This is a genomic window from Pseudomonas sp. S5D5 (assembly GCF_003013355.1).
In the GTDB taxonomy this organism is placed as follows: Bacteria; Pseudomonadota; Gammaproteobacteria; order Pseudomonadales; family Pseudomonadaceae; genus Aquipseudomonas; species Aquipseudomonas aylmerensis.
Map to the genome: position 1 here is coordinate 3890944 of NZ_PTEO01000001.1, position 26099 is coordinate 3917042.

Below are 26099 nucleotides of genomic sequence, written 5' to 3' on the forward strand. Positions count from 1 at the left end.
TCAGCATTCCCACTCGGAACGACTGAACAGGTAGCCCTTGCCCCACACCGTCTTGATCTTGCGCGCTTCGCCGGCGTGGTCGTCGAACTTGCGGCGCAGCTTGGAAATGGCCACGTCCACCGAACGGTCGGTGCCGTTGAACTCGATACCGCGCAGGCGTTGCAGGATCTGGTCGCGGCTAAGCACCTCGCCGGCATGCCGGGCCAGCACCACCAGCAGGTTGTACTCGCCGCTGGACAACTCCACCGCCTGCTCGCGCCAGGTCACGGTGCGCTCCGACAGGTCGATGCACAGGTTGCCCATGAGGATCTGGTCATTGGCCACCTGGGGTTCGGACAAACTGCTGCGCCGCAGCAAGGTGCGCACCCGCGCCAGCAGCACGCGTGGCTCGCAGGGTTTGGTCACATAGTCGTCGGCACCCATTTCCAGGCCAAGCACCTGGTCGTGGCTGTCATCGCGGGCGGTGAGCATCAGAATCGGCAAGCCCGCCGAGTCGGCGCGCAACAGGCGGCAGACTTGCAGGCCGTCGAGGCCCGGCAGCATCAGGTCGAGGATCACCAGGTCCGGCGGGTTGAGCCGCGCGCGCTCACGCACGTGGTCGCCACGGCTGAGCACGCTGACGTGGTAGCCATTGCGCTCCAGGTAGCTGGCAATCAGCTCGGAGAGTGCGGCGTCGTCTTCCACCAGGAGGATGTTGGGCATAAAGGTGTTTCCAGAAAATACAGTTATTGGTCGTACACAAATCCCATGTGGGAGGGGGCTTGCCGCCGACAGCGGTGGGTCAGTGAAGGCTGTTTCGACTGATACACCGCGATCGGGGGCAAGCCCCCTCCCACATGGGATCTCCAGTGCTTGCAGGATTGTGCAAGGATATACGCCCTCTGCCGACTATGGGTCGCACCTTACATTTCTTCACAGACCACCTACACAGCTTCACAGCACCACGGCGCAGGTGACCTTAGGATGCGCCAGTCAATATTGGGATAAGAGCATGTCAAAGAATCTGTTTGCGCCGTTTTGCCTGCTGGCCCTGACGCTGGCACTGAGTGCCTGCGACAAGTCGGCCACGCAAGCGCCGGAAATGCCGCTGGCCAAAGTCCGCATTGAAACCCTGCAGGCCAAGCCCCTGTCCATCAGCAGCGAGCTGAGCGGGCGCATCGCCGCGCCGCGCATCGCCGAAGTGCGCGCGCGGGTAGCCGGTGTGGTGATGCAGCGGGTGTTCAAGGAAGGTCACGACGTCAAACAGGGCGACGTGCTGTTTCGCATTGACCCGGCGCCGTTCAAGGCTGACCTCGACAGCGCCCAGGCCAACCTGAGCAAGGCCGAGGCCAATGCGTTCCAGGCGCGCCTGCAGGAGCAGCGCTACAGCCAGCTGGTCGAAGGCAACGCGATCAGCGGCCAGGACTACGACAACGCCCGCGCCGCCGTGCGCCAGACCAACGCCGAAGTCGCCGCCAACAAGGCGGCCGTCGAGCGCGCCAAGCTGAACCTGGGCTACGCCACCGTGACGGCACCGATTTCCGGGCGTATCGGCCGCGCGCTGGTCACCGAAGGTGCACTGGTCGGCCAGAACGAGGCCACGCCCCTGGCGATCATCCAGCAACTGGACCCGATCCACGCCGACCTGACCCAATCCACCCGCGAACTGAACGACCTGCGCCGCGCCTTCCGCGCCGGCAGCCTGAAGCAGGTCGGCCAGGATCAGGCCAAGGCCACGCTGATCCAGGACGATGGCAGCCTCTACCCACTGCCGGGCAAATTGCTGTTCGCCGAAATCAGCGTCGACCCCGGCACCGGGCAGATCATCCTGCGCAGCGAATTCCCCAACCCGGACCTCGATTTGCTCCCTGGCAGCTTTGTGCGTGTGCGCCTGGAGCAGGCCGTCGATAAACAAGGGATCAGCGTGCCGCAACGCGCCATCGTCCGCGACAGCGCCGGTATCCCCATGGTGCTGCTGCTGGACGCCGAGCAAACCGTGAGCCAGCAACCGGTGGAACTGGGTGCGGTGGTCGAGGACCGCTGGATCGTCAGCAGCGGCCTCAAGCCCGGTGACCGCATTGTCGTCGAGGGCCTGCAACACGCGCGCCCCGGTGAAAAAGTCCAGGTGGATGACAGCCCCGTGCCGCTCGCCCAGGCACCCGGCCAATAAGGATTATTGAGAATGCCGCAGTTCTTTATTGATCGCCCGATCTTCGCCTGGGTGGTCGCCCTGTTTATCCTGCTCGCCGGCTTGCTGGCGATCCCGCAGTTGCCGGTGGCGCAGTACCCCAATGTCGCGCCGCCCAAAGTCGAGATCTACGCGGTGTATCCCGGCGCCTCGGCCCAGACCCTGGACGAAAGCGTGGTCAGCCTGATCGAGCAGGAGCTCAATGGCGCCGACCACCTGTTGTATTTCGAATCCCAGAGCAGCCTCGGTTCGGCCACCATCACCGCGACGTTCCAGCCGGGCACCGATCCGGAAATGGCCCAGGTGGATGTGCAAAACCGTCTCAAGGCAGTCGAGCCGCGCCTGCCGCAAGCGGTGACGCAGCAGGGCTTGCAGGTGGAGAAAGTGTCCGCCGGTTTCCTGCTGCTGGTGACCCTCACCTCCAGCGACGGCAAGCTCGATGACGTAGCGCTCAGCGATTACCTGGCGCGCAACGTAATGAACGAGCTCAAGCGCCTCGACGGGGTCGGCAAGGCGCAGTTGTATGGCGCCGAGCGCGCCATGCGCATCTGGATCGACCCGCAGAAGCTGATCGGCTTCAACCTGACCCCGGCGGACGTGAATGCCGCGATCAGCGCGCAGAACGCCCAGGTTTCCGCTGGCAGCATCGGCGACTTGCCGGGCACCAGGACCCAGGAAATCACCGCCGCGATCCTGGTCAAGGGCCAGCTGTCGACGCCGGCGGAATTCGCCGACATCGTGCTCAAGGCCAACCCGGACGGCTCCACCGTGCGCATCGGCGATGTGGCGCGGGTGGAAATCGGCAGCCAGGAGTACCAGTTTTCCACGCGCCTGAACGGCAAGCCGTCCACCGCCGTCAGCGTGCAACTGGCGCCGGGCGCCAACGCGTTGAACACGGCGACCCTGGTGCGGGCGAAGATGGACGAGCTGTCGCGCTACTTCCCGGCCAATGTCGAATACAAGATTCCGTACGACACCTCGCCGTTCGTCAAGGTCTCGATCACCAAGGTGGTCTACACCCTGCTCGAAGCCATGGCGCTGGTGTTTGCGGTGATGTTCCTGTTCCTGCAGAACGTGCGCTATACGCTGATCCCGACGCTGGTGGTGCCGATCGCGCTGATGGGCACCTTCGCGACCATGCTGCTGCTGGGGTTCTCGATCAACGTGCTGACCATGTTCGGCATGGTGCTGGCCATCGGTATCCTGGTGGATGACGCCATTGTGGTGGTGGAGAACGTCGAGCGGATCATGGTCACCGAGGGCCTGTCGCCCAAGGAGGCGACGAAGAAAGCCATGGGCCAGATCACGGGCGCTATCGTCGGGATTACCCTGGTGCTGGTGGCGGTGTTCCTGCCGATGGCGTTCATGGCCGGTTCGGTGGGGGTGATCTACCAGCAGTTCTCGCTGTCGATGGCCACCTCGATCCTGTTCTCGGCGTTCCTGGCCCTGACCTTGACCCCGGCGCTGTGCGCCACCCTGCTCAAGCCGATCGCCAAGGGCGAACACCATGCCAAGGGTGGTTTCTTCGGCTGGTTCAATAAACGTTTCGAGCAACTCACCGATCGCTACGAAGGCTGGGTGGCCTATGCGCTCAAGCGCAGCGGCCGCTACCTGCTGGTCTACCTGGTGTTGCTGGTGGGCCTGGGGCTGATGTTCAGCCGCCTGCCCTCCTCGTTCCTGCCGGTCGAAGACCAGGGCTACACCATTACCGATATCCAGCTGCCGCCGGGTGCGAGCAAGAACCGCACGGTGCAGGTCGCCGAGCAGATTGAAGCGCACAACGCCAGCGAGCCGGGGGTGGGCGATACCACCATGATCATGGGCTTCAGCTTCTCCGGCTCGGGGCAGAATGCGGCGCTGGCGTTCACCACGCTCAAGGACTGGTCGCAGCGTGGCAGCGATGACTCCGCAGCCTCGATTGCCGACCGCGCCAACGCGACGTTCAGCGAGCTCAAGGATGCGATCGCGTATGCGATCCTGCCGCCGCCGGTGGATGGGCTGGGCACCTCCAGCGGGTTCGAATTCCGTCTGCAGGACCGTGGGGGCGTCGGCCACGCCGCATTGATGCAGGCCCGCACCGAACTGCTGGCGGCCGCGGAAAAAAGCCCGATCCTCGCCAACGTGCGCGAAAGCGCCCTGGCCGAGGCGCCGCAGGTGCAGTTGGAAGTCGACCGCAAGCAGGCCAATGCGCTGGGCGTGTCGTTTGCCGATGTCGGCAACGTGCTGTCCTCGGCCATCGGCTCGGCGTATGTCAACGACTTCCCCAACCAGGGCCGCATGCAGCGGGTGGTGGTGCAGGCCGAAGGTGACCAGCGCAGCCAGGTCGCCGACTTGATGAAGATCCACGTGCGCAACAACGCTGGAAAGATGGTGCCGCTGTCGGCGTTTGTCGAAGCCAAGTGGACCCAGGGCCCGGCGCAGCTGACCCGCTACAACGGTTATCCGGCGATTGCCATCAGTGGTGAAGCCGCGCCGGGCCACAGCACCGGCGAAGCGATGGAAGAAATCCAGCGCCTGGTCAGCCAGTTGCCCGCGGGCCTTGGCCAGGAATGGACCGGGTTGTCGTTGCAGGAACGCTTGTCCGGCTCGCAGGCACCCTTGCTGTTGGGGTTGTCGCTGCTGATCGTGTTCCTGTGCCTGGCGGCGCTGTATGAAAGCTGGTCGATCCCGACCTCCGTGCTGCTGGTAGTGCCGTTGGGCGTCCTCGGCGCGGTGCTGGCCGTGACCTTGCGTGGCATGCCCAACGATGTGTTCTTCAAGGTCGGCTTGATCACCATCATCGGGCTGTCGGCGAAGAACGCGATCCTGATCATCGAATTTGCCAAGGACCTGTATGACCAGGGCGAAGACCTGATCGATGCGACCCTCAAGGCCGCGCGGCTGAGGTTGCGACCGATCATCATGACCTCGCTGGCGTTCATCCTCGGCGTAGTGCCGCTGGCGATTGCCACCGGTGCCAGCTCGGCGAGCCAGCAGGCGATTGGTACCGGGGTGATCGGCGGGATGATTACCGCGACGTTGGCGGTGGTGTTTGTGCCGGTGTTTTTTGTGGTGGTGATGAAGCTGGTGCGCAAGAAGGGCTGATGCGGGCGGTGGTTCTTGTGAGGAATGCTGAGATTTTTGTGGCTGGTTGGCTTGTTGTGGCCAGTGAGCTTGTTGTGGCCAGTGGACTTGTCATGGCTAATGAGCTTGTTGTGGTGAGCAGGCTTGTTGTGGTGAGCGGGCTTGCCCCGCGTTGGGCTGCGAAGCCGCCCCAAAACCATCCACCCCGGAATATCTGGAAAACCGCGGTGAGACTATTGGGGCTGCTTCGCAGCCCAACGCGGGGCAAGCCCGCTCGCCACATGAAGCCTGCTCACCACATTAAGCCATCTTTAACACATGAAGCCATGCTCACCACATGACACCCGTTCACCACATGAAGCCATCTTTACCCCATGGAGCCATGCTCACCCCATGACCCCCAGTTCACCCCATGAAGCCATGTTCACCCCATGACACCAGCTCACCATATGAAGCCAGTCCACCCCCTGGAGCCATCTTCACCTTATGAACCCATGCTCAACCCATGGAGCCATCTTTACTCCATGAAGCCATGCTCACCCCATGGAGCCATCTTCACCCCATGAACCCATGCTCCCCCCATACCCCCTCGCTCCCCATAAGCTCACCATTGGGCCAGCCGCTTCAGAATGCGCTAAGGTGCTCACAAATAGCCATGTGTGAGCTGCCATGCCCTTTCTAGCCCGTACCCACCCTCGCCTCTCTTCCGCCGCCGTGCTCGGCCTTGCCGTGGGCATCCTGGCGCCGGCGGATACTCTCGTGAGCAAAATCCTCATCGGCTGGAACGCCGGGGTCTGGACCTACCTGGTGCTGATGCTGTGGCTGACCATCCGCGCCAAGGCCCAGGATGTGAAACGCATCGCCGAGATCGAGGATGAAAATGCCGGGCTGGTGCTGTTCATGGTGTGCATCGCGGCCATCGCGAGTTTGGCCACCATCACGTTCGAGCTGGTCGGCAGCAAGGACCTGGCCACGTCCGAGCGCCTGCTGCACTACGGCTTTACCGGGCTGACGGTGATCGGTTCGTGGCTGCTGATCGGGGTGATTTTCAGCGTGCATTACGCCCGCCTCTATTACACCTGGGAGGGCAAGGAGCCGGCGCTGCGTTTTGCCGAAGGCTTGCTGACCCCCAACTATTGGGACTTCCTGTATTTTTCCTTCACCATCGGCGTGGCGGTGCAAACCTCCGACGTCGGCGTTGCCACCCGGGGCATGCGCAAGGTGGTGCTGGGCCAGTCGTTGATCGGATTCCTGTTCAACACCGCGATCCTGGGTTTCTCGATCAACATCGCCGCCGGACTGTTCGGCTAGCTGCACAAACCTTCTAGACGCCCTGGAGCCGCTGGGCGCTAATACCCTTACACATTCCGTTCCGGTGTCTTATGGCCGCACGCAATTGGATCGACCTGTCCCAGGACGCCGACACCGGCATCGAGACCCTGCGCGCGCATTTCGAGGGGCATGCCTACGACCCCCATTGGCACGACAGCTACCTGGTCGGCGTGACCGAACAAGGCGTGCAGCAATTCAACTGCCGTCGCACCCGTCACAACAGCGTGCCCGGCCAGGTGTTCCTGGTCGAGCCCGGCGAGTTGCATGACGGCGATGCGCCCACGCCGGACGGCTTTACCTACCACATGCTCTACCTCGACCCGCAGTGGCTGGCGCGGGAAGTGAGTGCGGTGTTCGAAGAGGCGCCGCTCGACAGCCAGCTGGGGTTCGCCCACACCTTGACCAGCGACCCGCGCCTGGCCATTGCCACCAGCCAGGCGTTCCAGACCCTGCACAGTGGCGAGTTGCGCATTGTGCGGCAACGGGCCATGGACCAGTTGCTCGAGCGCCTCACGGCCCAACTGCACTGGCGCAGCCGTTACCGCGAGGATCCACGCCTGCCGCGGGTGGCCCACAAGGCGCGGGAATACCTGCACGCCCACCTGCATCACGACGTCGGCATGGATGAACTGGCGCTGGCCTGCGGCGTCGACCGCTTCCGCCTGACCCGCGCGTTCAAGAGCGCCTTCGGCCTGCCGCCGCATGCCTATCTGGTGCAACTGCGCCTGGCGCGCGCCCGGCACTGGCTGGCCAAGGGCGAGCAACCGGCCGATGTGGCAATCGCCCTGGGCTTTGCCGACCAGAGCCACCTCGGTCGCTGGTTCGTACGCGCCTACGGCCTGACGCCCGCCGCGTACCGCAAGCGCTGCTCAAATCTTCCAGACAGGTAACGTGCGCGCTGGCGAAGATCGACTCCATCGATTGGTTTACCGGAGTCACCCGCCATGTTGCCCACGTTGCTGCCGTTCATGCTGTTCGCCTTCGTCGCCTCCATCACCCCCGGCCCCACCAATATCCTGGTGCTAAGCAACAGCGCGCGGTATGGCTTCAAGGCCGCCTTGCCGATCATCCTCGGAGCGTGCGCCGGCGCGGCGGGGATTGTGCTGCTGGTGGGGGCCGGCGTGGGCCAGTCGCTGGTGCAACTGCCCAGGGTACAAAGCGCGATGCAGTGGGCTGGAGTGGCGTGGCTGAGTTACCTGGCCTGGCAGATTTTCCGCACACCGACAACCGCGATCGACCCACAATCGGCGCAAACACGCCTGGGCTTGACGGGCGCCGCCAGCCTGCAATTGATCAACCCCAAGACCTGGATGATGGCATTGGCGGTGGTCAGTGTGTTCGCCGGCACTGGCGCAGACCGCCAGCACCAGGTATTGATCCTGTCGCTGGTGTTTTTCCTGATTTCACTGCCCTGTCTCGGCGCCTGGGCGATGCTGGGCGCAGGCTCCAGCCGGGTCTTGCGCTCGGCGCAGGCCATGCGCCGTTTCAACCAGTGCATGGCCTTGCTCCTGCTGGGTTCGACCTGGCTGGGCGTACTGATCTGAAGGCACAAAAAAGGGGAAGCCCTAGCTTCCCCTGTTCAAGTGTGTGTGCGCCTTAGAAATCGTAGCGCACACCGAAGTTGACGCCCCAAGGCTGGTCGATCTTCTTGCCTTTGCTGGTTTCAATATCCGCATGCAGCTTGACGTTCTTGGAAACCGACATGGCCAGGCCTGCCGCCAGCTCGATCCGCGAGCCCGACAGATCATTGTTGAAGCTCTGATCGTTGACGAACACCTTGTTGCTCTGGTCGAACTCATGGGCGAGCGCGGTGCGCAGGTACGGCTGCAACACACCGCCGCTGTCCAGCTGGATGTTCTTGCCGGTGGTCACGCCCACCTTGCCGACCACGGAGCTGGAGCGATCACCTTTGGCTTGCAGGCCGTTGGACAGCTCATAGCTCTGCGCCTGGGTGATGGTTGCCGACAACTGGCCGTAGGGTTCGATGAAGAAGTCGTTATCCAGTTTGATATGGCGACCCAATTCCGCCGAGGCCCCCACGGCATTTTGCGCGTAGTTGCCCTTGGCTTTCTTGCCGTCGCTCATGATCACGTTCACGTCGTTGTGCAAGCGGTTGAGCTTGGCGACACCGTCGAAATACAGACCGCTCTCATCGTCCAGCCACGTGGCGTAGGCACCCAGGTAGTAGCTCTTGACCTCACCTTTACTGCCACGGGTGAGGTTCAGGTCCGAGCTGCTGTGACCGGCCATGACACCGGCCAGCCACTGACCATCACCGCTGGACAACGGCGCGTCGGCGCCAATCGTGAAGCCCTTCTGGGTTTGCGCATAACCGGCACCGTTTTTATTGGCGGCCACCTCATATTTGTTGCCGTAGCTGCGCATCCACAGGCCATTGTCCTTGCCATCGCTGAAGCGCAATTCACCCATGCGGGTGCGCAGGATGGACGATTCGCCGTACAACACGGTCGGCGCACTGTTGAACAACGCCAGTACCGAGTGGGCGCTGGTGCTGGTACCGCGACGCGTCGGGTCGAGCTCCCAGTCGTTGCCGTCCTTTTGCAGACCATAGGCATAGGCGCCGATGTCCACGGTGTCGCCCACCAGGGAAAAGTGTGCGTCGCCGCCTTCGGTATGCACCACCTTGATCGGCTTGCCGCTGGCCAGTTCCGAACCGGTGGCGTCCAACAACAGGCGGTGGTTCCCCTCGGCCTTGCCTTCCACGTTGAGGAAGTCGGTCTGGTGGGTGGCAAAGTCGGTGTGCATGATGAACGTGCCGTTGCCTTCCAGGCTCTTGACGTCCAACTGGTAGAACTCATCCGGCCCACCAAAGTGCACGGCGCCGCCGCCCATCTTCAAGGCGTCGACATTGCTGTCGCCTACCAATACCCAATTGGAGGCATCGTTGACGCTCAACTCGGCGACGTTCTTCAACTGGCCGGTCAGCCAGGAGCCATTGTTGAGCTGCACTTTCGCGCTGCCGCCCTCTTCGACCACGATGTCACCCACCAGGACGCTGCGGTCGACGTTCATGTTGGCGCTGGCGCCGCCGGTGACTTCCAGGATATTGCCGTTGCCGCCGCTCAAGGTCGAGCCGTTGAGCACGTGGATATCCGCCTCGGTCGTGCCGTATTCATCGCCTTCCACCAATAGCGCGGCACCGTTGCGACCTTCGACATGCGAGCGGTTCAATACCAGGCTGCTGCTGTTCATGTCCGCACTTTCATAACTCAGGCGTACACCATTCTCGCCACCGGTAATGACGCTGGCGACCGCACTGGCGGCCCCGCCCAGCAACAATACGCCGATGCCATCCTCATCGGTTGCAATGACATCCGAGCCAAAGAAGTCGAGTTGGCTGAATGAGGTGGCCCGCGCACCTTCAGTCGAGCCCAGGATAGTGCTGTCGAAAACAGTGGCTGTCGAACCCTCATCAGTGAGGAAGTTACGTGCAGCCAAGAGGCCGACACCGTTGTGATTGATGACCTGGCTGCCCCTGATCTGGGCGTTGCTGCCTTGCAGGTTGATGGCAAAGGCGGCGGTACCGCGGGCTTCTACCGATGCGCCGTCGAGGTTGATTTGCGAACCCTGGGTCGCGTAAATGTCCTGCGCCTTGCTACCTGCGTTCAGGGTCAGTGCACCGGCAGTCACTCGCGACTGAAGCATCTGGGCACCGTTGGACGTCAAGTGGGCATTCTCGCTGATGATCCAGTCGTCCACCCGTACACCGGCCTCGATAGTGCGTTCCAAGCCTGGGTGCAATGTGGTGGTGGCATGGGTGAAGGTGGCGCCCAGCAACAGGAGGCCGACAGCAGGCACCTGGAGCGCCAGGGCCAAAGGATGTTTTTTGAACCGTGCATCGATAGTCATTGCATGTATACCCGTAAAGAACCTTCCCGAAAGGGAACGAATTGACCGGCACCAAGCGAGATAGGCCCAGGTCATGACGGGGCGCAGGTTAGTGAGGAAGGGGGAATGGGTATGTAGGACTTATCTGCGATTAATAGCTGAGTTGCCCGACGCCTGAATGGTCAAAAAAAAAGAGGAGCCAGGCTCCTCTTTTTAGTACGACATAGGCCCGCTCTCAACTCGGCCAAGGTGAACCGTCACAGTAGACCGGACCTGGGCGAATCCCTCTCACCAACAGGATGGCTTCGGCGGAAAGAACAGGAGATGGGGTACCAATGATGGGTACGGTGTAGGTGATATTGACCGACCCCATATCCAGCGCTGCCGCACTGATGGGTTTCACGTAGGTCTCGTAAGGCCTGACGGGGACAGTGAAGCCCAACTGGGTCTGCTCGAAGTTCAATGGCCCGAACAGAAACGGCCCGCTCGCCGCAGGAATAGGGACTGCGCCATCATTGTCACTGCAGCCCGTCCAATTCAGCGTGATAATCATGCCGACCGCCAACAGTTCATGAGGTGGCACAAATACATGCACCTCGCGATCCGGTCCTTGCAACGTGCTGCACACGATTTCTGCAGGCGCACTACCTGGGATCTCTTCCAAGGCCTTAGGGACCCGGGGTGGAGGGAACGCAATCACGTTGGCATTGACGTTGATGTCCTGGGACGGTGATGAAACCCGGTTGGTGGTCCCACTGATCTCGATTTCCCAGCGCAGTGGAATCACATTGTTGGAATGCTTCTGGATGAACGGAAATGGCACTTCCATGTCGATCTCATCACCGGGCATGGCGGTCGCGGGGTCCACCTCTTTTCTATCGACCAGTTCGTTTTGGTAGAACAGATTGATCCAGAAGCGCATTGCAGACGGCGGCGGAGCACCACTCCACAGGCGTACGACGACATCGGCATTCATCTGTGAGTCGCGTTCATCCAATTCGTTGGTCAACCCTGAGCCACGCCCCGTCAGGATTGGCAGTGGCAGGTTGGGGTTGATCAGCTCAGGCTCCCAAGGGTTGATCGGCCCCCCCACCTGCAGGTCGAGGTCGATATTGGTAGGCGTGGGGACCCAATGCATCACCCCCCCTCGATCCACCGCATATTCCACCCTCAAGTTGATCCTGCCGGTACTCGTAGCGTACAAGTCGACCAGCGTCTGAAAGCCCACATGGAAGTTGTACGGCAGTGCAGACCCACCCAGTGGGTAGGGGCCTACGTCCCGGGAACCATGCGTGGTGGTCAGGCGCACCAGCAGTTGATCGTTCGCACGATCAGCGTCGTAATTGGGAATAATCACAAACATGCCGGAAGAGGCGGCGGTATCGATACGGTTAATCAGGCGGTCACCCACGCCCGTCAAGGAAAGCGCATCCCTTACACCCGGCGGGCTGAGTACTGGCGCAGGTCGCAACCCCACCGTGATAGGCAGTTCGAACGAAGCGTCGCTGATATTGCCGGCGACATCGACCAAGCGGTACCTCAACCTACGAGGGCCATCCCCCATATCGGCCAGGGCCTGGGTGAAGCGCACCACGCTGTCGGGGAACACCGGACCCTCCGCAAGAACCTCCAGTGAGTCGCCGTTGTACAGGCGCCATCTGTCACCGGGCTGGGCCCCCTCCGCGACATACGCTGGAATCCCGAAGGGTACGCCGGTGGGGTTTGCGTCCAGCAGCGCCTGAGTGACGCTGCCCGCCCATCCAGGCGGTAGCGTCAAACGGCGAGGCCCGTCGGGAATGCTGTCGTAGGGAGCGGTTCGGTCGATGACCAGCGGCGCCTCAAACGAGCCTGAGTCATTCCCGGAGCCCTGGATGACTCTGTAGCTGAGCGTGTGATCACCTTCAGTGAGGAATCGCCGCGCAATATTGACCGTATAGAAGTCCGGAATGGGCGGTGGGAAAAATACCGGTTCACTGATGATGCGCCCGGTTTGGAAATCACCGATATCATCAAGATGGACATCCAGGCTATCGGGCCTTAACGGATTGGTAGGCGCGGGAGACCACAGCGGAATATCCACTTCAAGAAAGTTTTTATCGGCCGCTTCTCTGAAAATCAGGCCCGGGTATTCGATCGGATCAACCAACCCGGTAATAGTCGGGGCAGGCAGTACAATGGGAACCGGGGTGGACTCCACACCTGTTTGTTTGGACTTGGGAACTATCTTTTTCATGTGAGTCACTCTCTTTGGTATAAAAGATTACTCTGTCGAGCGCGCGACGACGCCCATAGATCCACACAGCATGTGCAACTTTCTTATTATCCCTACCGCTACTCACCGACAAAAAAAGTTCAAGCGATTCCGCAACCGAAGTGTATCCACGGCTGAATGATGGAGACAGGCTCACTCAAACAAATCAGTGGGTTCTAACTTCCCTGCAATCATCCCTGACTGTTCGGGCATTCATCGTCCAGTGAATCACAAAAACCCTCATCGCCTGGCTGACAAATCTTTCCTGAACCGGGATACACGCGATCAATACGCACCAGCTTCTGGGCGGACTGGCCTATCACAACACCCCGCCGAAGCACGAAAAACCTGGCGATCGCCGATGCAAATCTACGCATCGGTTCAATCTTCGTGTCCCACGGCCACACCCTGACCGCTTGCCCGTTGGCGACATAATTAACCGTTACGCTGAAGTCAGTATCTGCAATCGGCTCTTCGCCGTTATTCTTTGTATAACCTTGCCAAAAAAATTGAATTTCATCCCCCGTTTGAAATCGACTGTCATCGCGTATGAACCAATACACGCCATGGCAAATAGCCGGGCGCGATTCGCAAGTAAGATAGTTGACAGGACCGTGCAGGGTATGTTGTATCAATGGGGCATCAAACTGAATCAGCGGCGCCGCATGAACATTGACGGGCGTCGAGTCTGAATGCTGTTCGTTCACCCCGTTACTGGTGGTGTAATACACCGGCAAGTCCGGTAAATTACCACCGCTGACAATCACGTTACCGGGCACATCCGTGAACGGTACCGGCTGGTCGAACATATCTCCCGGCTGCACTTCATAGTGGGCCACCGGCCCCACGCCGTTCCAATACAGCTCCAGCCGCTCTCCCGCCACCGGGTTCTGGTAGAGGCGTACCCATACCTCAGCGCCAGCCGTCGCATCACGAAAATCGAGTTCATTGTGTAATCCAGAGCCTTTGCCGTACACATCCACCCGCTCCAGCGTGGTATTGAGCAGCGCGGGCGCATTGGCGTGATCCTGTCCGGCGATAGTCAGGTCGACCCAGAAAAAACTCGACGGCGAAGGCACGGGTGGGCGCCCCGCACGTTGAATCTCGTACCTGACTTGCACCTCGGTACGCGCCAGAGGGCCGGACCCGCGCAAGATATCCCAGGGTATCTCGACCGGAAATGGGAAGCCGGTGATAGGTATTGCCGGCAGCACAGGGCGACCGTCACAGAACATCACGACACGGTCGCCCGCTGCAAAATCATCGTATTCACGGGGAATCCGCGCCGCGACCCGCGCTCGCGCATCATCACGCTTGATCAGGAAGTCCAGATAGGCAGGAGGACGAATATCAGGCGCAGGCAAGCTGCTCGGATCAGCAATCAGGTTCACCTGGAAATCCATCGGAGCACTGAACGCCAACGTAAAATTTCCGGCGCGATCGTATAAGCGGTATTGCAAATAGGCGATCCCGTTACTGAGGCCGCGAAAATGCTCGGCAGGAATCCGCAGAATCAGCGGATCGGTGATCAATGGAAATTCCTGCCTGCCCGTCTGGATGGGCGGAAACGGCGGTGTGTTATTGCTCAGGTAATAACCGACCAGATCACGAGCCGCGCGGCCAATGTAGGCCAGTATCTCGACTTCGATGAACGGGTTGGCGGCCAACACGGCTTCGGTGATGCCGGACGCCTCTATGGCAGGGTCGACAAACCGCGCCTTGTCGTCCGGATCCTGAAACCTTGGCGGGTTGTTATCCACCGTCAGCGTCCAGGGAAACGATGGCGTGGCGAAGCCGCCTTCATCCGTCACCGTATAAAACGCCTCTACCACCGCATCGAGTTCCCGCATGAAGTCGACAGGGACATATAAGGAGTACGGAAAAAGCGCCGGATCCAGCGGCCCGGTAAACGACTGCGAGTCAGCTTCGACTTCCACGCCGCGCACCCGCCACCACAACGTGAGGACATGGGTTCTGCCCACTGAGGGACCTGGCACCCACTGGGGAATACGGCACTGCAGCGGTTGCAGCGATACCGGCAGAGGAATCAGCCCTTCCGGGTCCGCAGGATCGACCCCTACCACCTCGTCGAAAGTCGGCAATACGCGAGCCTCTCCCTCCTTGGTAGACCGTACACCCGGTTGGGCGGCTGGTTTGTGTGAGCTGGGCATTTTCTCTTCCCTCGCAATTATCCTGGAGAGAATTAAGCGCTCAAACGCACACCTCCGATACTGTCAGAAGTAACAGGTACTACTCGCCATTCGTCGGATTGGTTCGGGATGAAGACCAGGACTATCGTCACCCGCCCTTGACGGAATGGTCGTCGATGGTGTTTCCTGAAACCGGTTTCAGGGCCAGCACCACGGTCACTGGAGCCCTTGACTCGAATAAAAAGGTGCAACCGTCGTGAATTCATTTTCCGCCGCCCAGCGCAGCCGTGTGACCATGCTTGACGTGGCCGAGCGCGCGGGTGTGTCCAAGGCCAGCGTGTCGCGTTTTATCGGCGATGACCGCGCCTTGCTCTCCGATGCCATCGCCCTGCGCATCGAACAAGCCATCGACGAACTCGGCTACCGCCCCAACCAGATGGCGCGTGGCTTGAAGCGTGGCCGCACGCGCCTGATCGGCATGCTGGTGGCCGATATCCGCAACCCCTACTCCGTTGCCGTGATGCACGGTGTCGAAACCGCCTGCCGCCAGCACGGCTACAGCCTGGTGGTGTGTAACACCGACCGCGATGACGCCCAGGAGCGCCAGCACCTGGCAGCACTGCGCGCCTACAACATCGAAGGGCTGATCGTCAATACGCTCGGCCATCACCTCGACCAACTGCTGGAACTGCAACGCGAAATGCCCCTGGTGCTGGTGGACCGCAAGCTCGAGCCGCTGCACAGCGACCTGGTCGGCCTGGATAACCCGGCGGCGGTGCGCATGGCGGTGGAGCACCTGGAACAGCAGGGTTACCGCGATGTGTTGCTGGTGAGCGAAGCCACCGATGGCACCAGTTCACGCCTGGAACGCCTGGACAGCTTCAAGGCCGAAATCGCCCGGCGTCCGGCATTGACCGGCGCCATCGTGGAACTGGATGACCAGTTGCAACAGCGCCTGCAGCGCTTTCTCGCCAAACCCGGCCGCAAGGCTTTGTTCTGCGCCAACGGCATCGCCGCACTGGCCTGCACCCGCGCCCTCAAGGCATTGGGCTGCGAGCTGTTTGCCGACGTCGGCTTGATCGCCTTCGATGACCTGGACTGGTACCCGCTGGTAGGCACCGGCATCACCGCCCTCGCCCAACCGACCGAGGCGATTGGCGCCAGCGCCTTCGACTGTCTGCTCAAGCGCCTGCGCGGTGATACCGAGCCGACTCGCACCCTGGATTTCTTGCCCCAACTGATTGTCCGAGGCTCCACAACCCCCACGTAGGAGCCGGCTTGCCGCCTCCTGCAGCGTTGATTTTCGTATAAAAATGAAACCGGTTTCAGAGGTAGACAACAATGCATAAATACCCCGTCTCCATCAGCCTTTCCAGCTACGGCGCCGACCTGGTCCGCCAGCAGGGCCAGTTGAGTTTTGTCCAGTTGCTGGCCTCCGCCGGTGCCCAGCGCATCGAATGGCGTGAAGAACTGCTGACCCACGAACAACCCGCGCAACTGGCCGAAGCCGCTGCTGCGCAGGGCCTGGAGTGCGTGTTCTCATCGCCGCTGGAACTGTGGGTCGCCGGCCGTGCGCAGCCGAATGCCGAATTGAGCGCGACCCTGGACCGCGCCCAGGCCTTCGGGGCGCGCTGGCTGAAAGTCTCGCTGGGTTATTTCACCGATACCAACGACCTGGAAAGCCTGCACGCCCTGCTCAACCGTCACTCGGTCAAGCTGTTGGTGGAAAACGACCAGACCCTGTACGGCGGGCGCATCGAGCCGATGCAGCGGTTTTTTACCGAGGTCGAACGCCAAGGCTTGCCGGTGAAGATGACCTTCGACATCGGCAACTGGCAGTGGCAGGACCAATCCGCGCTGACCGCCGCGCGCCTGTTGGGCCGGCACGTCGACTACCTGCACTGCAAGGCCGTGGCGCGCCGCGCAGACGGCAAGCTGGTGGCGCTGCCGCCTGGCGCCACCGACCTGCATCTGTGGGAACAACTGCTCAAGCACATGACTCAAGGTATTACCCGGGCCGTGGAATTCCCGCTGCAGGGCGATGACCTGGTCGCGGTCACCGCACAGCAGGTCGCTACCCTCGCCCACCTTGGCCAACCGCCTGCGGAGAATGCGCATGTCTGAGATCGATATCCTCTCGTTTGGTGAAACCATGGCGATGTTTGTCGCCGAGCAGACCGGCGACCTGGCCCAGGTCGCGCAGTTTCACAAACGTATCGCCGGGGCCGACAGCAATGTCGCCATCGGCCTGTCGCGCCTGGGTTTCAACGTGGCCTGGCTGAGCCGGGTGGGCAATGATTCCCTCGGGCGCTTTGTGGTCGACACGCTCAAAAATGAAGGCCTGGATTGCCGACATGTGGCGGTCGACCCGCTGCACCCGACCGGCTTTCAACTCAAGTCCCGCGAAGAAGCCGGCGCTGACCCGCAGGTGGAGTATTTCCGCAAGGGCTCGGCGGCCAGCCGCTTGTCCATCGCCGCCATCAGCCCGGCGCTGCTGCAGGCGCGTCACTTGCACGCCACCGGGATTCCGCCGGCGCTTTCTGACGCTACCCACGAGCTGTCCGTTGAACTGATGACCCAAATGCGCAAGGCCGGACGCAGCGTGTCGTTCGACCCGAACCTGCGCCCTTCGCTGTGGGCCAGCCAGGCGCAGATGATCAGCGCCATCAACGCGCTGGCGGCCCTGGCCGACTGGGTCCTGCCGGGCCTGGGCGAAGGCCGCTTGCTCACCGGTTATGACGACCCGGCCGATATCGCCGCGTTTTACCTCGACCAGGGCGCCGAAGCCGTGGCGATCAAGCTCGGCCCGGACGGCGCCTACTTCCGTACGCAGATGGACAAAGGCTTTATTGCCGCCGTGCCGGTCGAAAAGGTCGTCGACACCGTGGGTGCCGGCGATGGCTTTGCCGTGGGCATGATCAGTGCCCTGCTGGAAAACCTCAGCTTTCCCGAGGCGGTCCAGCGCGGCAACTGGATCGGCAGCCGCGCCGTGCAGAGTCGCGGCGACATGGAAGGTTTACCCAAGCGCGAAGAATTGCCCAACCGATCCGTTGCCTGACCCATCACCTGTTGCCACAACTACAACAAGCTCAGGAGCAACCCCATGGAAACCGTGAAACTCGCCACCCGTCGTTGGTGGTACATCATGCCCATCGTTTTTATCACCTACAGCCTGGCGTACCTGGACCGCGCCAACTACGGCTTCGCCGCCGCCTCCGGGATGGCCGAAGACCTGATGATCACTCCCGGCATGTCATCGCTGCTGGGCGCATTGTTTTTCCTTGGCTACTTTTTCTTCCAGGTGCCGGGGGCGATCTACGCGCAAAAGCGCAGCGTTAAAAAACTGATCTTTGTCAGCCTGATCCTCTGGGGCGGGCTGGCCACGCTGACAGGCGTGGTGTCCAACGCCTACATGCTGATCGTCATTCGCTTCATGCTTGGCGTGGTCGAGGCCGCCGTGATGCCGGCGATGCTGGTGTACCTGTGCCACTGGTTTACACGTGCCGAACGCTCGCGCGCCAACACCTTCCTGATCCTCGGCAACCCGGTGACCATGCTGTGGATGTCGGTGGTCTCGGGGTATCTGGTGCAGCATTTCAGCTGGCGCTGGATGTTCATCATCGAAGGCCTGCCGGCGGTGCTCTGGGCGTTTATCTGGTGGAAGCTGGCGGATGAAAAACCCGCCGACGCCAAGTGGCTGAGCGAGCAGCATAAAAAAGACCTGGAAAGCGCGTTGGCCGCCGAGCAGGTCGGGATCAAGGCGGTGAAGAACTACGCCGAAGCGTTCCGTTCGCCGAAAGTCATCATCCTCGCGCTGCAGTTCTTCTGCTGGAGCATCGGCGTGTACGGCTTCGTGTTGTGGCTGCCGTCGATCCTCAAGAAAGGCTTGCAGATGGACATGGTCGAGGCCGGCTGGCTGTCGGCCCTGCCTTACCTGGCGGCGGTGATTGCCATGCTGGCGGTGTCCTGGGGCTCGGACAAACTGCAAAAGCGCAAACGCTTCGTCTGGCCGCCGCTGCTGATTGCCTCCATCGCGTTCTACGCGTCCTACGTGCTCGGCGCCGAACACTTCTGGTGGTCCTACACCCTGCTGGTGATTGCCGGCGCCTGCATGTACGCGCCCTACGGCCCGTTTTTCGCGATTGTGCCGGAAATCCTCCCGGCCAACGTCGCCGGGGGCGCCATGGCGCTGATCAACAGCATGGGCGCCCTGGGCTCGTTCGGTGGCTCGTACCTGGTGGGTTACCTCAATAGCAGCACCGGCTCGCCCGGCGCTTCGTACCTGCTGATGAGCGGCGCGTTGCTGCTGTCAGTGGTGCTGACGATTTTCCTCAAGCCCGGCGCCAGCGACCGTGAACGTGCGCCGTTGCCCACCCTTGAATTGAAGGCCAAAACCTCATGAAAAAATCTGTCGTGCTGTACAAAAAACTCTCCGCCCCCTTGATGGCGCGCTTGCATGAGCAGGCCGACGTGACCCTGATCGAAGCGCTGGACCAGGCCGGCCTGGCCAAGCTGCGCGACGCCCTGCCCGGCGCCCATGGATTGCTCGGCGCCAGCCTGCGCCTGGATGCGCAATTGCTCGACCTGGCGCCGCAATTGGAAGCGGTGGCCAGTGTGTCGGTGGGCGTAGACAATTACGACATCGACTACCTGACCCAACGCGGCATCCTGCTCAGCAACACCCCGGACGTGCTCACTGAAACCACCGCCGACACTGGCTTCGCGCTGGTCCTGGCCACCGCCCGGCGCGTGGTCGAATTGGCCGACATGGTGCGAGCCGGCCAGTGGAACAAGAATATCGGCCCGGCGCATTTCGGCACTGACGTACACGGCAAGACCCTCGGCATCATCGGCATGGGCCGCATTGGCGAAGCCCTGGCCCAGCGCGGGCATTTCGGCTTCGGCATGCCGGTGATCTACCACAGCCACGCGCCCAAGCCCGCCGTGGAAGAGCGCTTTGGCGCGCAGTACCGCAGCCTGGATGACTTGCTGCAACAGGCCGACTTTGTCTGCCTGACCCTGCCGCTCACGGCCGAAACCGAGAAACTCATCGGCGCCGAGCAGTTCGCGCGGATGGGCCCGGAGACGATCTTCATCAATATTTCGCGGGGCAAGGTAGTGGACGAAGCGGCGCTGGTCGAGGCGTTGGAAAAACGCACGATTCGCGCGGCGGGACTGGACGTGTTCGAGCGCGAGCCGCTGGATCACAACTCGCCGTTGCTACGCCTGAACAATGTAGTGGCCACGCCGCATATCGGTTCGGCCACCCATGAAACCCGCGAAGCGATGGCCCAATGCGCGGTGGACAATCTGCTCGCGGCGTTGGCCGGTCAACGGCCGAAGAACCTGGTCAACCCCACGGCCTGGAAGCAATGACCCCGGTACAAATGGCCTGAATAATCGGCTCGCGCCCACCCCCTGCAGGAGCCGGCTTGCCGGCGCCTACCAGGGTTGACCGTACGTCCAATCAGATTACAAACCTGGCAACCATCCCGTTCAAATCCACCGCCAGGCGCGACAACTCATGGCTGGCCGCGCTGGTCTGGTTGGCACCCGCCGCCGACTGCGTGGCCAGGTCGCGGATGTTCACCAGGTTGCGGTCCACTTCACGCGAGACCTGGGCCTGTTCTTCCGATGCGCTGGCGATCACCAGGTTGCGTTCGTTGATCAGGCTGATGGACTGGGTGATCTGCTCCAGGGCCACGCCGGCGGCGCGCGCCATTTCCAGGGTGTTCTGGGTGCGTTGGTTGCTCTGCTGCATCGACTGCACGGCTTCACCGGTACCGTTCTGGATGCCGGCGACCATCTTCTCGATTTCCTGGGTCGACTGCGCCGTGCGATGGGCCAGGGCCCGTACTTCGTCCGCCACCACTGCAAAGCCGCGCCCCGCCTCACCGGCACGTGCCGCTTCAATCGCGGCGTTGAGCGCCAGCAGGTTGGTCTGCTCGGCAATCGCGCGGATCACGTCCAGCACCTTGCCGATATCCCGGCCCTGGGACGCCAGGCCTTCGATCAGCACTGCCGTGTTTTGCACATCCTGGGTCATGGTCTGGATCGCCCCGACGGTTTCCACTACACGGTCGCGCCCTTCCCGCGCGGCCTGGTTGGATTGGCCGGAAGCTTCGGAGGTGGACACCGCGTTGCGTGCGACTTCTTCCACGGCGGCGGTCATTTCGTTGACGGCCGTGGCGGCCTGGTCGATCTCATTGTTCTGTTGCTGCAGGCCACGCGAAGCTTCCTCGGTGACCGCGCTCAGCTCTTCCGCTGCCGAGGCCAGTTGCGTCGCCGAGCCGGCGATGTGCTGGATAGTCTGGCGCAGGTTGGCTTGCATGCTTGCCAACGCGCTGATCAAGCGGGCGGGTTCATCCTTGCCGTCATCCGCGATCACTTTGCTCAAATTGCCGCCGGCGATGGTTTCCGCCACTTCCACGGCCTTGCGCAACGGGGTGACGATGCTGCGGGTCAGCAGCCAGGCCAACAGCACGGTCATCAGCGCAGCGACCACCGACACAATGATGATGCCGCTGACGGCTTGCTGGTAACTGCCCTCGGCTTCGCGGCCAGCCTGGTCGGCATCGGCACTGTTGATCGCAATCAACTTGTTCAACTGCTCGCCCATCAGGTCGGTACCGTCCTTGATCCGCGTGTTGATCAGGGTGCGCATCTCATCGACTTTGTTTTGCTGGGACAGCGACATCATTTCAGCCTGTGCGGCGAAATAACTGTCGAGCGTCGCCGCGAAGGTCTTGTACAAGGCCGCTTCTTCAGGGCCGGCCGGCATCACGGCGTAGGCCGCCTGGGCCTGCTTGACCTTGTCCATCAGCACCGCCACGCGGGTCTTGGCCTCGTCCAGGGCCGCTGGCTCGCGATTGATCAGGATGCGAAAGGACAGGATGCGCAGGCGCAGGACGTTTTCGGTCATGGTGCCGAGAAACTTCACGCTGGGTAACTGGTTGGTCCCCATGTCCAGCGACGACTGGCGAATCGTGGTCATGCGGTTGACCGCAAACACACCCAGGATGATGACAAGCAACGCAATGAACGCAAAACCGAGGAAAGCGCGGGGAGCAATGTTCAGATTACGGAGGGACATAGGGGTGCTCTCAAGAAGTAGTGTTGGCGAGCGTCCCTGCCGCGACACGATCCGTCAGCGTCAACGCGCTGTTCGGACCTCTGGCACCACTGTTGTAATAAGTGTGTGGGGCCTGTCCAGGCTATCGGCCGACTTGAGAAATTAATGCGGGTGTTTCGAAATATATTTACACACTTCTGACGACCGGCACTTTCTGGCATCCTGCGCCTCCATTTCCCAGCCTGGCCCGTACTTTGTCTGACGCTCAAGCCCCCCGCCCCCGTTATAAATCCGACCTGATCTACGGCCTGGAAGACCGCCCGCACTTCACCGCGGCGATTTTTGCGGCGTTGCAGCATGTGTTGGCCAGTTTTGTCGGCATCATCACCCCGACCCTGATCGTCGGCGGCGTGCTCGGCCTGGAAAGCGAAGTGCCGTACCTGGTGAGCATGGCGTTGTTCGTGTCCGGGCTCGGCACCTTTGTGCAAGCGCGCACATTCGGCCCGATCGGCTCCGGACTGCTGTGCCTGCAAGGCACCAGTTTCTCGTTTATCAGTGTGATTCTCAGCGCCGGCTTCATGGTCAAGGCGCGCGGCGGCGGCACCGATGAGATCCTCTCGACGATCTTCGGCATCTGCTTTTTCGCGGCGTTTATCGAAGTGGTGCTCAGCCAGTTCATCGGCAAGCTGCGCAAGCTGATCACCCCGGTGGTGACCGGCACCATCATTACCCTGATGGGCCTGTCGCTGATCAAGGTAGCGGTCACCGACATGGCCGGCGGGTTTGGCGCCAGCGACCTCGGCGCCGCCAGCAATATGGGGCTCGCGGCCCTGGTACTGCTGACCATCGTGGTGCTCAACCGCTTCAATAACCCGTTCCTGCGCCTGGGCTCGATCGTGATCGGCCTGACCCTCGGCTTTGTCGTCGCCTGGTGGCTGGGCCGCGTCGACATGGCTGCCCTGCCCCAGGTGCCGCTGATCAGCGTGCCGGTGCCGTTCAAGTACGGCTTTTCGTTTGACTGGGTGGCGTTTATCCCGGTGGCGGTGATCTTCCTGATTTCGCCACTGGAAGCCGCCGGCGACCTGACGGCCAACTCGATGATTTCCCAGCAACCGGTCAAGGGCCCGCTGTACATCAAGCGCATCAAGTCGGGCTTGCTGGCCGACGGCCTCAACTCGGCCATGGCCGCCACCTTCAACAGCCTGCCGATGGTGACCTTCGCGCAGAACAACGGCGTGATCCAGCTGACCGGCGTCGCCAGCCGCTACGTGGCGTACTTCATCGCCGGCCTGCTGGTGCTGCTGGGGCTGTTCCCGATGATCGGCGCAGTGCTGCAACTGATGCCCAAGCCGGTGCTGGGCGGCGCCACGCTGATCATGTTCGGCACCGTGGCCGTGGCCGGCATCAAGATCCTCGCCGAAGCCGGGCTGCATCGGCGCAACGTGCTGATCGTGGCGATCTCGCTGGGCATGGGCCTGGGCGTCGCCGCCGTGCCGGAAGTGCTGCGCGAGCTGCCAAAAGCGCTGCACAACATCTTCGAGTCGCCGATCACCGTGGGTGCGTTCTGTGCAATCCTGCTGAACATTTTCCTGCCGGAAGAGTTCATAGAGCTGGAAGAAGATGAATTTGATCCGGAGTCCTCTACCCTCAAGGTCATGCAGGATCCGGACGTCACCCAATAGGAGCCCCTTTCAAATGCGCAAGCTCATGGTTGTATCGCTGTTGCTGCTGACCTTGAGCGCCTGCGCGCTGTTCCCCAACCGCGACCCGGTGAACATCAACGTGGTCGGCATCGAGCCGCTGCAAAGCCAGGACCTGGAAGTGCGCTTCGCCGTGAAGCTGCGGGTGCAGAACCCCAATGAAACGGCGATCGACTACACCGGCGTGGCCCTGGACCTGGAGGTCAATGGCCGGCCGCTGGCGTCGGGGGTGAGTGATCAGGGCGGAAGCATCCCACGTTTTTCCGAGACTGTTCTGACGGTGCCGGTCAGCGTTTCGGCGTTTTCAGTGTTACGCCAGACCCTCGGCCTGAGCCAGACCCAAAGCCTCAATAACCTGCCCTACGTGCTGCGCGGCAAACTCGCAGGCGGCCTGTTCGGCACGATGCGCTTCGTGGACCGGGGCACCCTGGACCTGCCGAACACCGCGACCTGGTAACTGCCATGCAACCGACGCTATTCACCGAACGCCTGATTTTGCGTCCGCTGACCCTGGACGACGCCGACGGAATCCAGGAGCAATTCGCGCATTGGGACGTGGTGCGCTACCTCAACGCCCTGGTGCCCTGGCCCTACCCGGCCGACGGCGCGCGTACCTACCTGGAACAGATCGCCTTGCCCGCCATGGCCCGTGGCGAGGAATGGCACTGGTCGATCCGCCTGAAAGAAGCGCCTGGGCAACTGATCGGCAACGTCAGCCTGATGGACGAGCACGACAACAATCGCGGTTTCTGGCTGGGCCCGCAGTGGCAGGGGCAAGGGTTGATGACCGAAGCCAGCGCGGCGGTGACCGACTACTGGTTCGGCGTACTCAAGCGAGCGGTCTTGCGCGTGCCCAAGGCTTCGCCGAACCTGGGGTCACGGCGGATTTCCGAGCGTACGGGCATGCGTTTGATCAGGACCGATCACGGTGAATTCGTCGAAGGCTTCTTCCCACGCGATATCTGGGAAATGACCCGTGAGGAATGGCTGGAAAGCAAATCCCATCAATGCTGAACACCACCTGTGGGAGCGGGCTTGCTCGCGAAGGCGGCGTGTCAGTCACTGGTGATTTGACTGACCCATCGTATTCGCGGGCAAGCCCGCTCCCACAGGGGTTAGCGCAAGCGAGGAAGAACTTTGTCGGCCTGGAGAACTCGCAGCTCATGATTGTCATTGGCTCTTGAGCGATTGGCATCCAGATCCATGGAGAATCGCTGGGCCACAGTGGCCACGGTCCAAAAATGTGGGAGCGGGCTTGCTCGCGAAGGCGGCGTGTCAGCCGCTGGTGATTTGACTGACCCACCGCATTCGCGAGCAAGCCCGCTCCCACAGGGGTTAACGCAACGCCTGTGAAGTCCATGCCCATCATTGGCGTTGGAGCGATTGGCATCCAGATCCATGAAGAATCGCTGGACCACAGTCGCCACGGTCCAAAAATGTGGGAGCGGGCTTGCCCGCGAAGGCGGCGTGTCAGCCACTGGAGGTGTTGCTGACACACCGCTATCGCCGACAAGCCAGGTGCTACGGGGCTTACCGTGTGTTAGTCGGTGATGTAGCGCACGCCTGGCTTGGCGCGCTCATCCACTACCAACTCGAAAATATCCGGACGCGCGTAGTGCCCTACCACGTCGTAGTCATATCGCGCGCGCACCAGGTCATCGGTGTCGATCTGGGCTGTCAGCAGCCCGGCGCCTCCCAGCAATGGCCCGGCCAGGATGTCGCCCATCGGCCCGACAATCACGCTGCCGCCCGCGATCAGCGGCCGCTCCGCCGGCCAGTTGGCAACCTCGATGCCCAACGCCTCGGGCGAGGCCTGTACCTGGCACGCACTGACCACAAAGCAGCGCCCTTCATGCGCCACATGACGCATGCTGACCTGCCACATCTCGCGCTCATCCACCGTCGGCGCGCACCACACCTCCACGCCCTTGGCGTACATCGCGGTGCGCAGCAGCGGCATCATGTTTTCCCAGCACACCGCGCCGCCGACGCGGCCGACCGCGGTGTCAATCACCGGCAAGGTCGAGCCGTCGCCCTTGCCCCAGATCAGCCGTTCGGTGCCGGTGGGCATCAACTTGCGGTGCTTGGCCACCAGGCCGCCGGTGGGTTCGAAATACAGCACAGTGCAATACAACGTGCTGGCGCTGCGTTCGATCACGCCGATGACCAGGCTGGCGCCGGTACGCGCCGACAGGCCGGCCAAGGCGTCGGTCTCTACGCCAGGCACGTCGATGGCATTGGCGAAATAGCGGGCAAAGGCTTCGCGGCCCTCGGGCAGGCGATAGCCCAACTGGGTGCCGAAGCCTTCGCCTTTGGGGTAGCCACCGAGCAAGGCTTCGGGCATCACCACCAGCTTCGCGCCACTGCGCAGGATCTCGTCCTCATAGCCCAGGATCTGCTCAAGGGTCTGGGCTTTGCCGCCCGGCAATGAGCCAATTTGCAAAGCGGCCACGGTAGAAACAGGCATCACGATCACTCCGAACAAGGGGGGGTTGCCCATTCTTGCGTCAGGCTC

At 61.9% G+C, this 26099-nt stretch carries 19 protein-coding genes; 13 read left to right on the forward strand and 6 right to left on the reverse strand.

What is annotated here, in order from left to right; translation table 11 throughout:
• Complete coding sequence (locus tag C9990_RS17755; RefSeq protein WP_065906561.1) at positions 1-702, reverse strand: response regulator transcription factor; 702 nt, start codon at positions 700-702, stop codon at positions 1-3.
• A 289-nt stretch (positions 703-991) separates the two neighbouring features.
• On the opposite strand from C9990_RS17755, the gene C9990_RS17760 reads away from it, so the two are divergent.
• From C9990_RS17760 to C9990_RS17785, 5 genes are all read left to right on the forward strand, one after another.
• On the forward strand, positions 992-2149 hold the full coding sequence (locus tag C9990_RS17760) for an efflux RND transporter periplasmic adaptor subunit (protein ID WP_065906558.1): 1158 nt from the start codon (positions 992-994) through the stop codon (positions 2147-2149).
• A 12-nt stretch (positions 2150-2161) separates the two neighbouring features.
• The gene (locus C9990_RS17765; protein ID WP_065906556.1) at positions 2162-5251 is read left to right on the forward strand and encodes an efflux RND transporter permease subunit; all 3090 of its coding nucleotides are present in this window, start codon (positions 2162-2164) and stop codon (positions 5249-5251) included.
• A gap of 648 nt (positions 5252-5899) precedes the next feature.
• A complete protein-coding gene (locus C9990_RS17775) occupies positions 5900-6541 on the forward strand; it encodes a DUF1345 domain-containing protein (RefSeq protein WP_065906555.1) in 642 nt (213 codons plus the stop codon).
• Between the two features lie 71 nt (positions 6542-6612).
• Positions 6613-7452, forward strand: a complete 840-nt coding sequence (locus tag C9990_RS17780) for an AraC family transcriptional regulator (protein ID WP_065906553.1) — start codon at positions 6613-6615, stop codon at positions 7450-7452.
• Between the two features lie 54 nt (positions 7453-7506).
• Positions 7507-8106, forward strand: a complete 600-nt coding sequence (locus tag C9990_RS17785) for a LysE family translocator (RefSeq protein WP_106804141.1) — start codon at positions 7507-7509, stop codon at positions 8104-8106.
• Between the two features lie 52 nt (positions 8107-8158).
• Here the strand turns inward: C9990_RS17785 and C9990_RS17790 are convergent, their stop codons facing one another.
• The 3 genes from C9990_RS17790 to C9990_RS17800 all read right to left on the reverse strand — a co-directional run bounded on the left by C9990_RS17790 (position 8159) and on the right by C9990_RS17800 (position 14764).
• Positions 8159-10432: an autotransporter outer membrane beta-barrel domain-containing protein gene (locus C9990_RS17790; protein WP_106804142.1), complete on the reverse strand. Its 2274-nt coding sequence runs from the start codon at positions 10430-10432 to the stop codon at positions 8159-8161.
• Between the two features lie 214 nt (positions 10433-10646).
• Positions 10647-12644: a hypothetical protein gene (locus C9990_RS17795; protein ID WP_106804143.1), complete on the reverse strand. Its 1998-nt coding sequence runs from the start codon at positions 12642-12644 to the stop codon at positions 10647-10649.
• 209 nt (positions 12645-12853) lie between these two features.
• Positions 12854-14764 carry a hypothetical protein gene (locus C9990_RS17800; RefSeq protein ID WP_106804144.1) on the reverse strand — a complete coding sequence of 637 codons (1911 nt, stop codon included), beginning with the start codon at positions 14762-14764 and terminating at the stop codon, positions 12854-12856.
• Between the two features lie 304 nt (positions 14765-15068).
• On the opposite strand from C9990_RS17800, the gene C9990_RS17805 reads away from it, so the two are divergent.
• The 5 genes from C9990_RS17805 to C9990_RS17825 all read left to right on the forward strand — a co-directional run bounded on the left by C9990_RS17805 (position 15069) and on the right by C9990_RS17825 (position 20188).
• A complete protein-coding gene (locus C9990_RS17805) occupies positions 15069-16082 on the forward strand; it encodes a LacI family DNA-binding transcriptional regulator (RefSeq protein WP_106804145.1) in 1014 nt (337 codons plus the stop codon).
• A gap of 71 nt (positions 16083-16153) precedes the next feature.
• The gene (locus C9990_RS17810; protein ID WP_106804146.1) at positions 16154-16936 is read left to right on the forward strand and encodes a sugar phosphate isomerase/epimerase; all 783 of its coding nucleotides are present in this window, start codon (positions 16154-16156) and stop codon (positions 16934-16936) included.
• Positions 16929-17870, forward strand: coding sequence for a sugar kinase (locus tag C9990_RS17815; protein ID WP_106804147.1), 942 nt, complete (start codon positions 16929-16931; stop codon positions 17868-17870). Before C9990_RS17810 ends, C9990_RS17815 begins: the two co-directional genes overlap by 8 nt.
• A gap of 45 nt (positions 17871-17915) precedes the next feature.
• Positions 17916-19214 (forward strand): MFS transporter, encoded by a 1299-nt coding sequence (locus tag C9990_RS17820; RefSeq protein ID WP_065906536.1) that lies wholly within the window; start codon positions 17916-17918, stop codon positions 19212-19214.
• Positions 19211-20188 (forward strand): NAD(P)-dependent oxidoreductase, encoded by a 978-nt coding sequence (locus tag C9990_RS17825; protein ID WP_106804148.1) that lies wholly within the window; start codon positions 19211-19213, stop codon positions 20186-20188. Before C9990_RS17820 ends, C9990_RS17825 begins: the two co-directional genes overlap by 4 nt.
• 91 nt (positions 20189-20279) lie before the next feature.
• Here C9990_RS17825 and C9990_RS17830 read toward each other — a convergent pair whose 3' ends face one another.
• A complete protein-coding gene (locus C9990_RS17830) occupies positions 20280-21905 on the reverse strand; it encodes a methyl-accepting chemotaxis protein (RefSeq protein WP_106804149.1) in 1626 nt (541 codons plus the stop codon).
• A 233-nt stretch (positions 21906-22138) separates the two neighbouring features.
• Between C9990_RS17830 and C9990_RS17835 the strand changes: the two genes are divergently transcribed.
• From C9990_RS17835 to C9990_RS17845, 3 genes are read left to right on the forward strand one after another with little or no spacing between them, the layout of a single operon-like run.
• Positions 22139-23566: a nucleobase:cation symporter-2 family protein gene (locus C9990_RS17835; RefSeq protein ID WP_106804150.1), complete on the forward strand. Its 1428-nt coding sequence runs from the start codon at positions 22139-22141 to the stop codon at positions 23564-23566.
• A 13-nt stretch (positions 23567-23579) separates the two neighbouring features.
• Entirely contained in the window at positions 23580-24041 is a 462-nt protein-coding gene (locus C9990_RS17840) for an LEA type 2 family protein (protein ID WP_106804151.1), read from the forward strand.
• Between the two features lie 5 nt (positions 24042-24046).
• On the forward strand, positions 24047-24598 hold the full coding sequence (locus C9990_RS17845; RefSeq protein WP_106804152.1) for a GNAT family N-acetyltransferase: 552 nt from the start codon (positions 24047-24049) through the stop codon (positions 24596-24598).
• 526 nt (positions 24599-25124) lie between these two features.
• Here C9990_RS17845 and C9990_RS17850 read toward each other — a convergent pair.
• Entirely contained in the window at positions 25125-26051 is a 927-nt protein-coding gene (locus C9990_RS17850; protein ID WP_106805680.1) for a carbon-nitrogen hydrolase family protein, read from the reverse strand.
• Positions 26052-26099 lie beyond the last annotated feature (48 nt).

Excerpts from the sequence above, each read along its gene's own strand:
- C9990_RS17755 (WP_065906561.1), bottom strand. The coding sequence starts at position 702 with ATGCCCAACATCCTCCTGGTGGAAGACGACGCCGCACTCTCCGAGCTG.
- C9990_RS17760 (WP_065906558.1), top strand. The coding sequence starts at position 992 with ATGTCAAAGAATCTGTTTGCGCCGTTTTGCCTGCTGGCCCTGACGCTG.
- C9990_RS17765 (WP_065906556.1), top strand. The coding sequence starts at position 2,162 with ATGCCGCAGTTCTTTATTGATCGCCCGATCTTCGCCTGGGTGGTCGCC.
- C9990_RS17775 (WP_065906555.1), top strand. The coding sequence starts at position 5,900 with ATGCCCTTTCTAGCCCGTACCCACCCTCGCCTCTCTTCCGCCGCCGTG.
- C9990_RS17780 (WP_065906553.1), top strand. The coding sequence starts at position 6,613 with ATGGCCGCACGCAATTGGATCGACCTGTCCCAGGACGCCGACACCGGC.
- C9990_RS17785 (WP_106804141.1), top strand. The coding sequence starts at position 7,507 with ATGTTGCCCACGTTGCTGCCGTTCATGCTGTTCGCCTTCGTCGCCTCC.
- C9990_RS17790 (WP_106804142.1), bottom strand. The coding sequence starts at position 10,432 with ATGACTATCGATGCACGGTTCAAAAAACATCCTTTGGCCCTGGCGCTC.
- C9990_RS17795 (WP_106804143.1), bottom strand. The coding sequence starts at position 12,644 with ATGAAAAAGATAGTTCCCAAGTCCAAACAAACAGGTGTGGAGTCCACC.
- C9990_RS17810 (WP_106804146.1), top strand. The coding sequence starts at position 16,154 with ATGCATAAATACCCCGTCTCCATCAGCCTTTCCAGCTACGGCGCCGAC.
- C9990_RS17815 (WP_106804147.1), top strand. The coding sequence starts at position 16,929 with ATGTCTGAGATCGATATCCTCTCGTTTGGTGAAACCATGGCGATGTTT.
- C9990_RS17820 (WP_065906536.1), top strand. The coding sequence starts at position 17,916 with ATGGAAACCGTGAAACTCGCCACCCGTCGTTGGTGGTACATCATGCCC.
- C9990_RS17825 (WP_106804148.1), top strand. The coding sequence starts at position 19,211 with ATGAAAAAATCTGTCGTGCTGTACAAAAAACTCTCCGCCCCCTTGATG.
- C9990_RS17830 (WP_106804149.1), bottom strand. The coding sequence starts at position 21,905 with ATGTCCCTCCGTAATCTGAACATTGCTCCCCGCGCTTTCCTCGGTTTT.
- C9990_RS17840 (WP_106804151.1), top strand. The coding sequence starts at position 23,580 with ATGCGCAAGCTCATGGTTGTATCGCTGTTGCTGCTGACCTTGAGCGCC.
- C9990_RS17845 (WP_106804152.1), top strand. The coding sequence starts at position 24,047 with ATGCAACCGACGCTATTCACCGAACGCCTGATTTTGCGTCCGCTGACC.
- C9990_RS17850 (WP_106805680.1), bottom strand. The coding sequence starts at position 26,051 with ATGCCTGTTTCTACCGTGGCCGCTTTGCAAATTGGCTCATTGCCGGGC.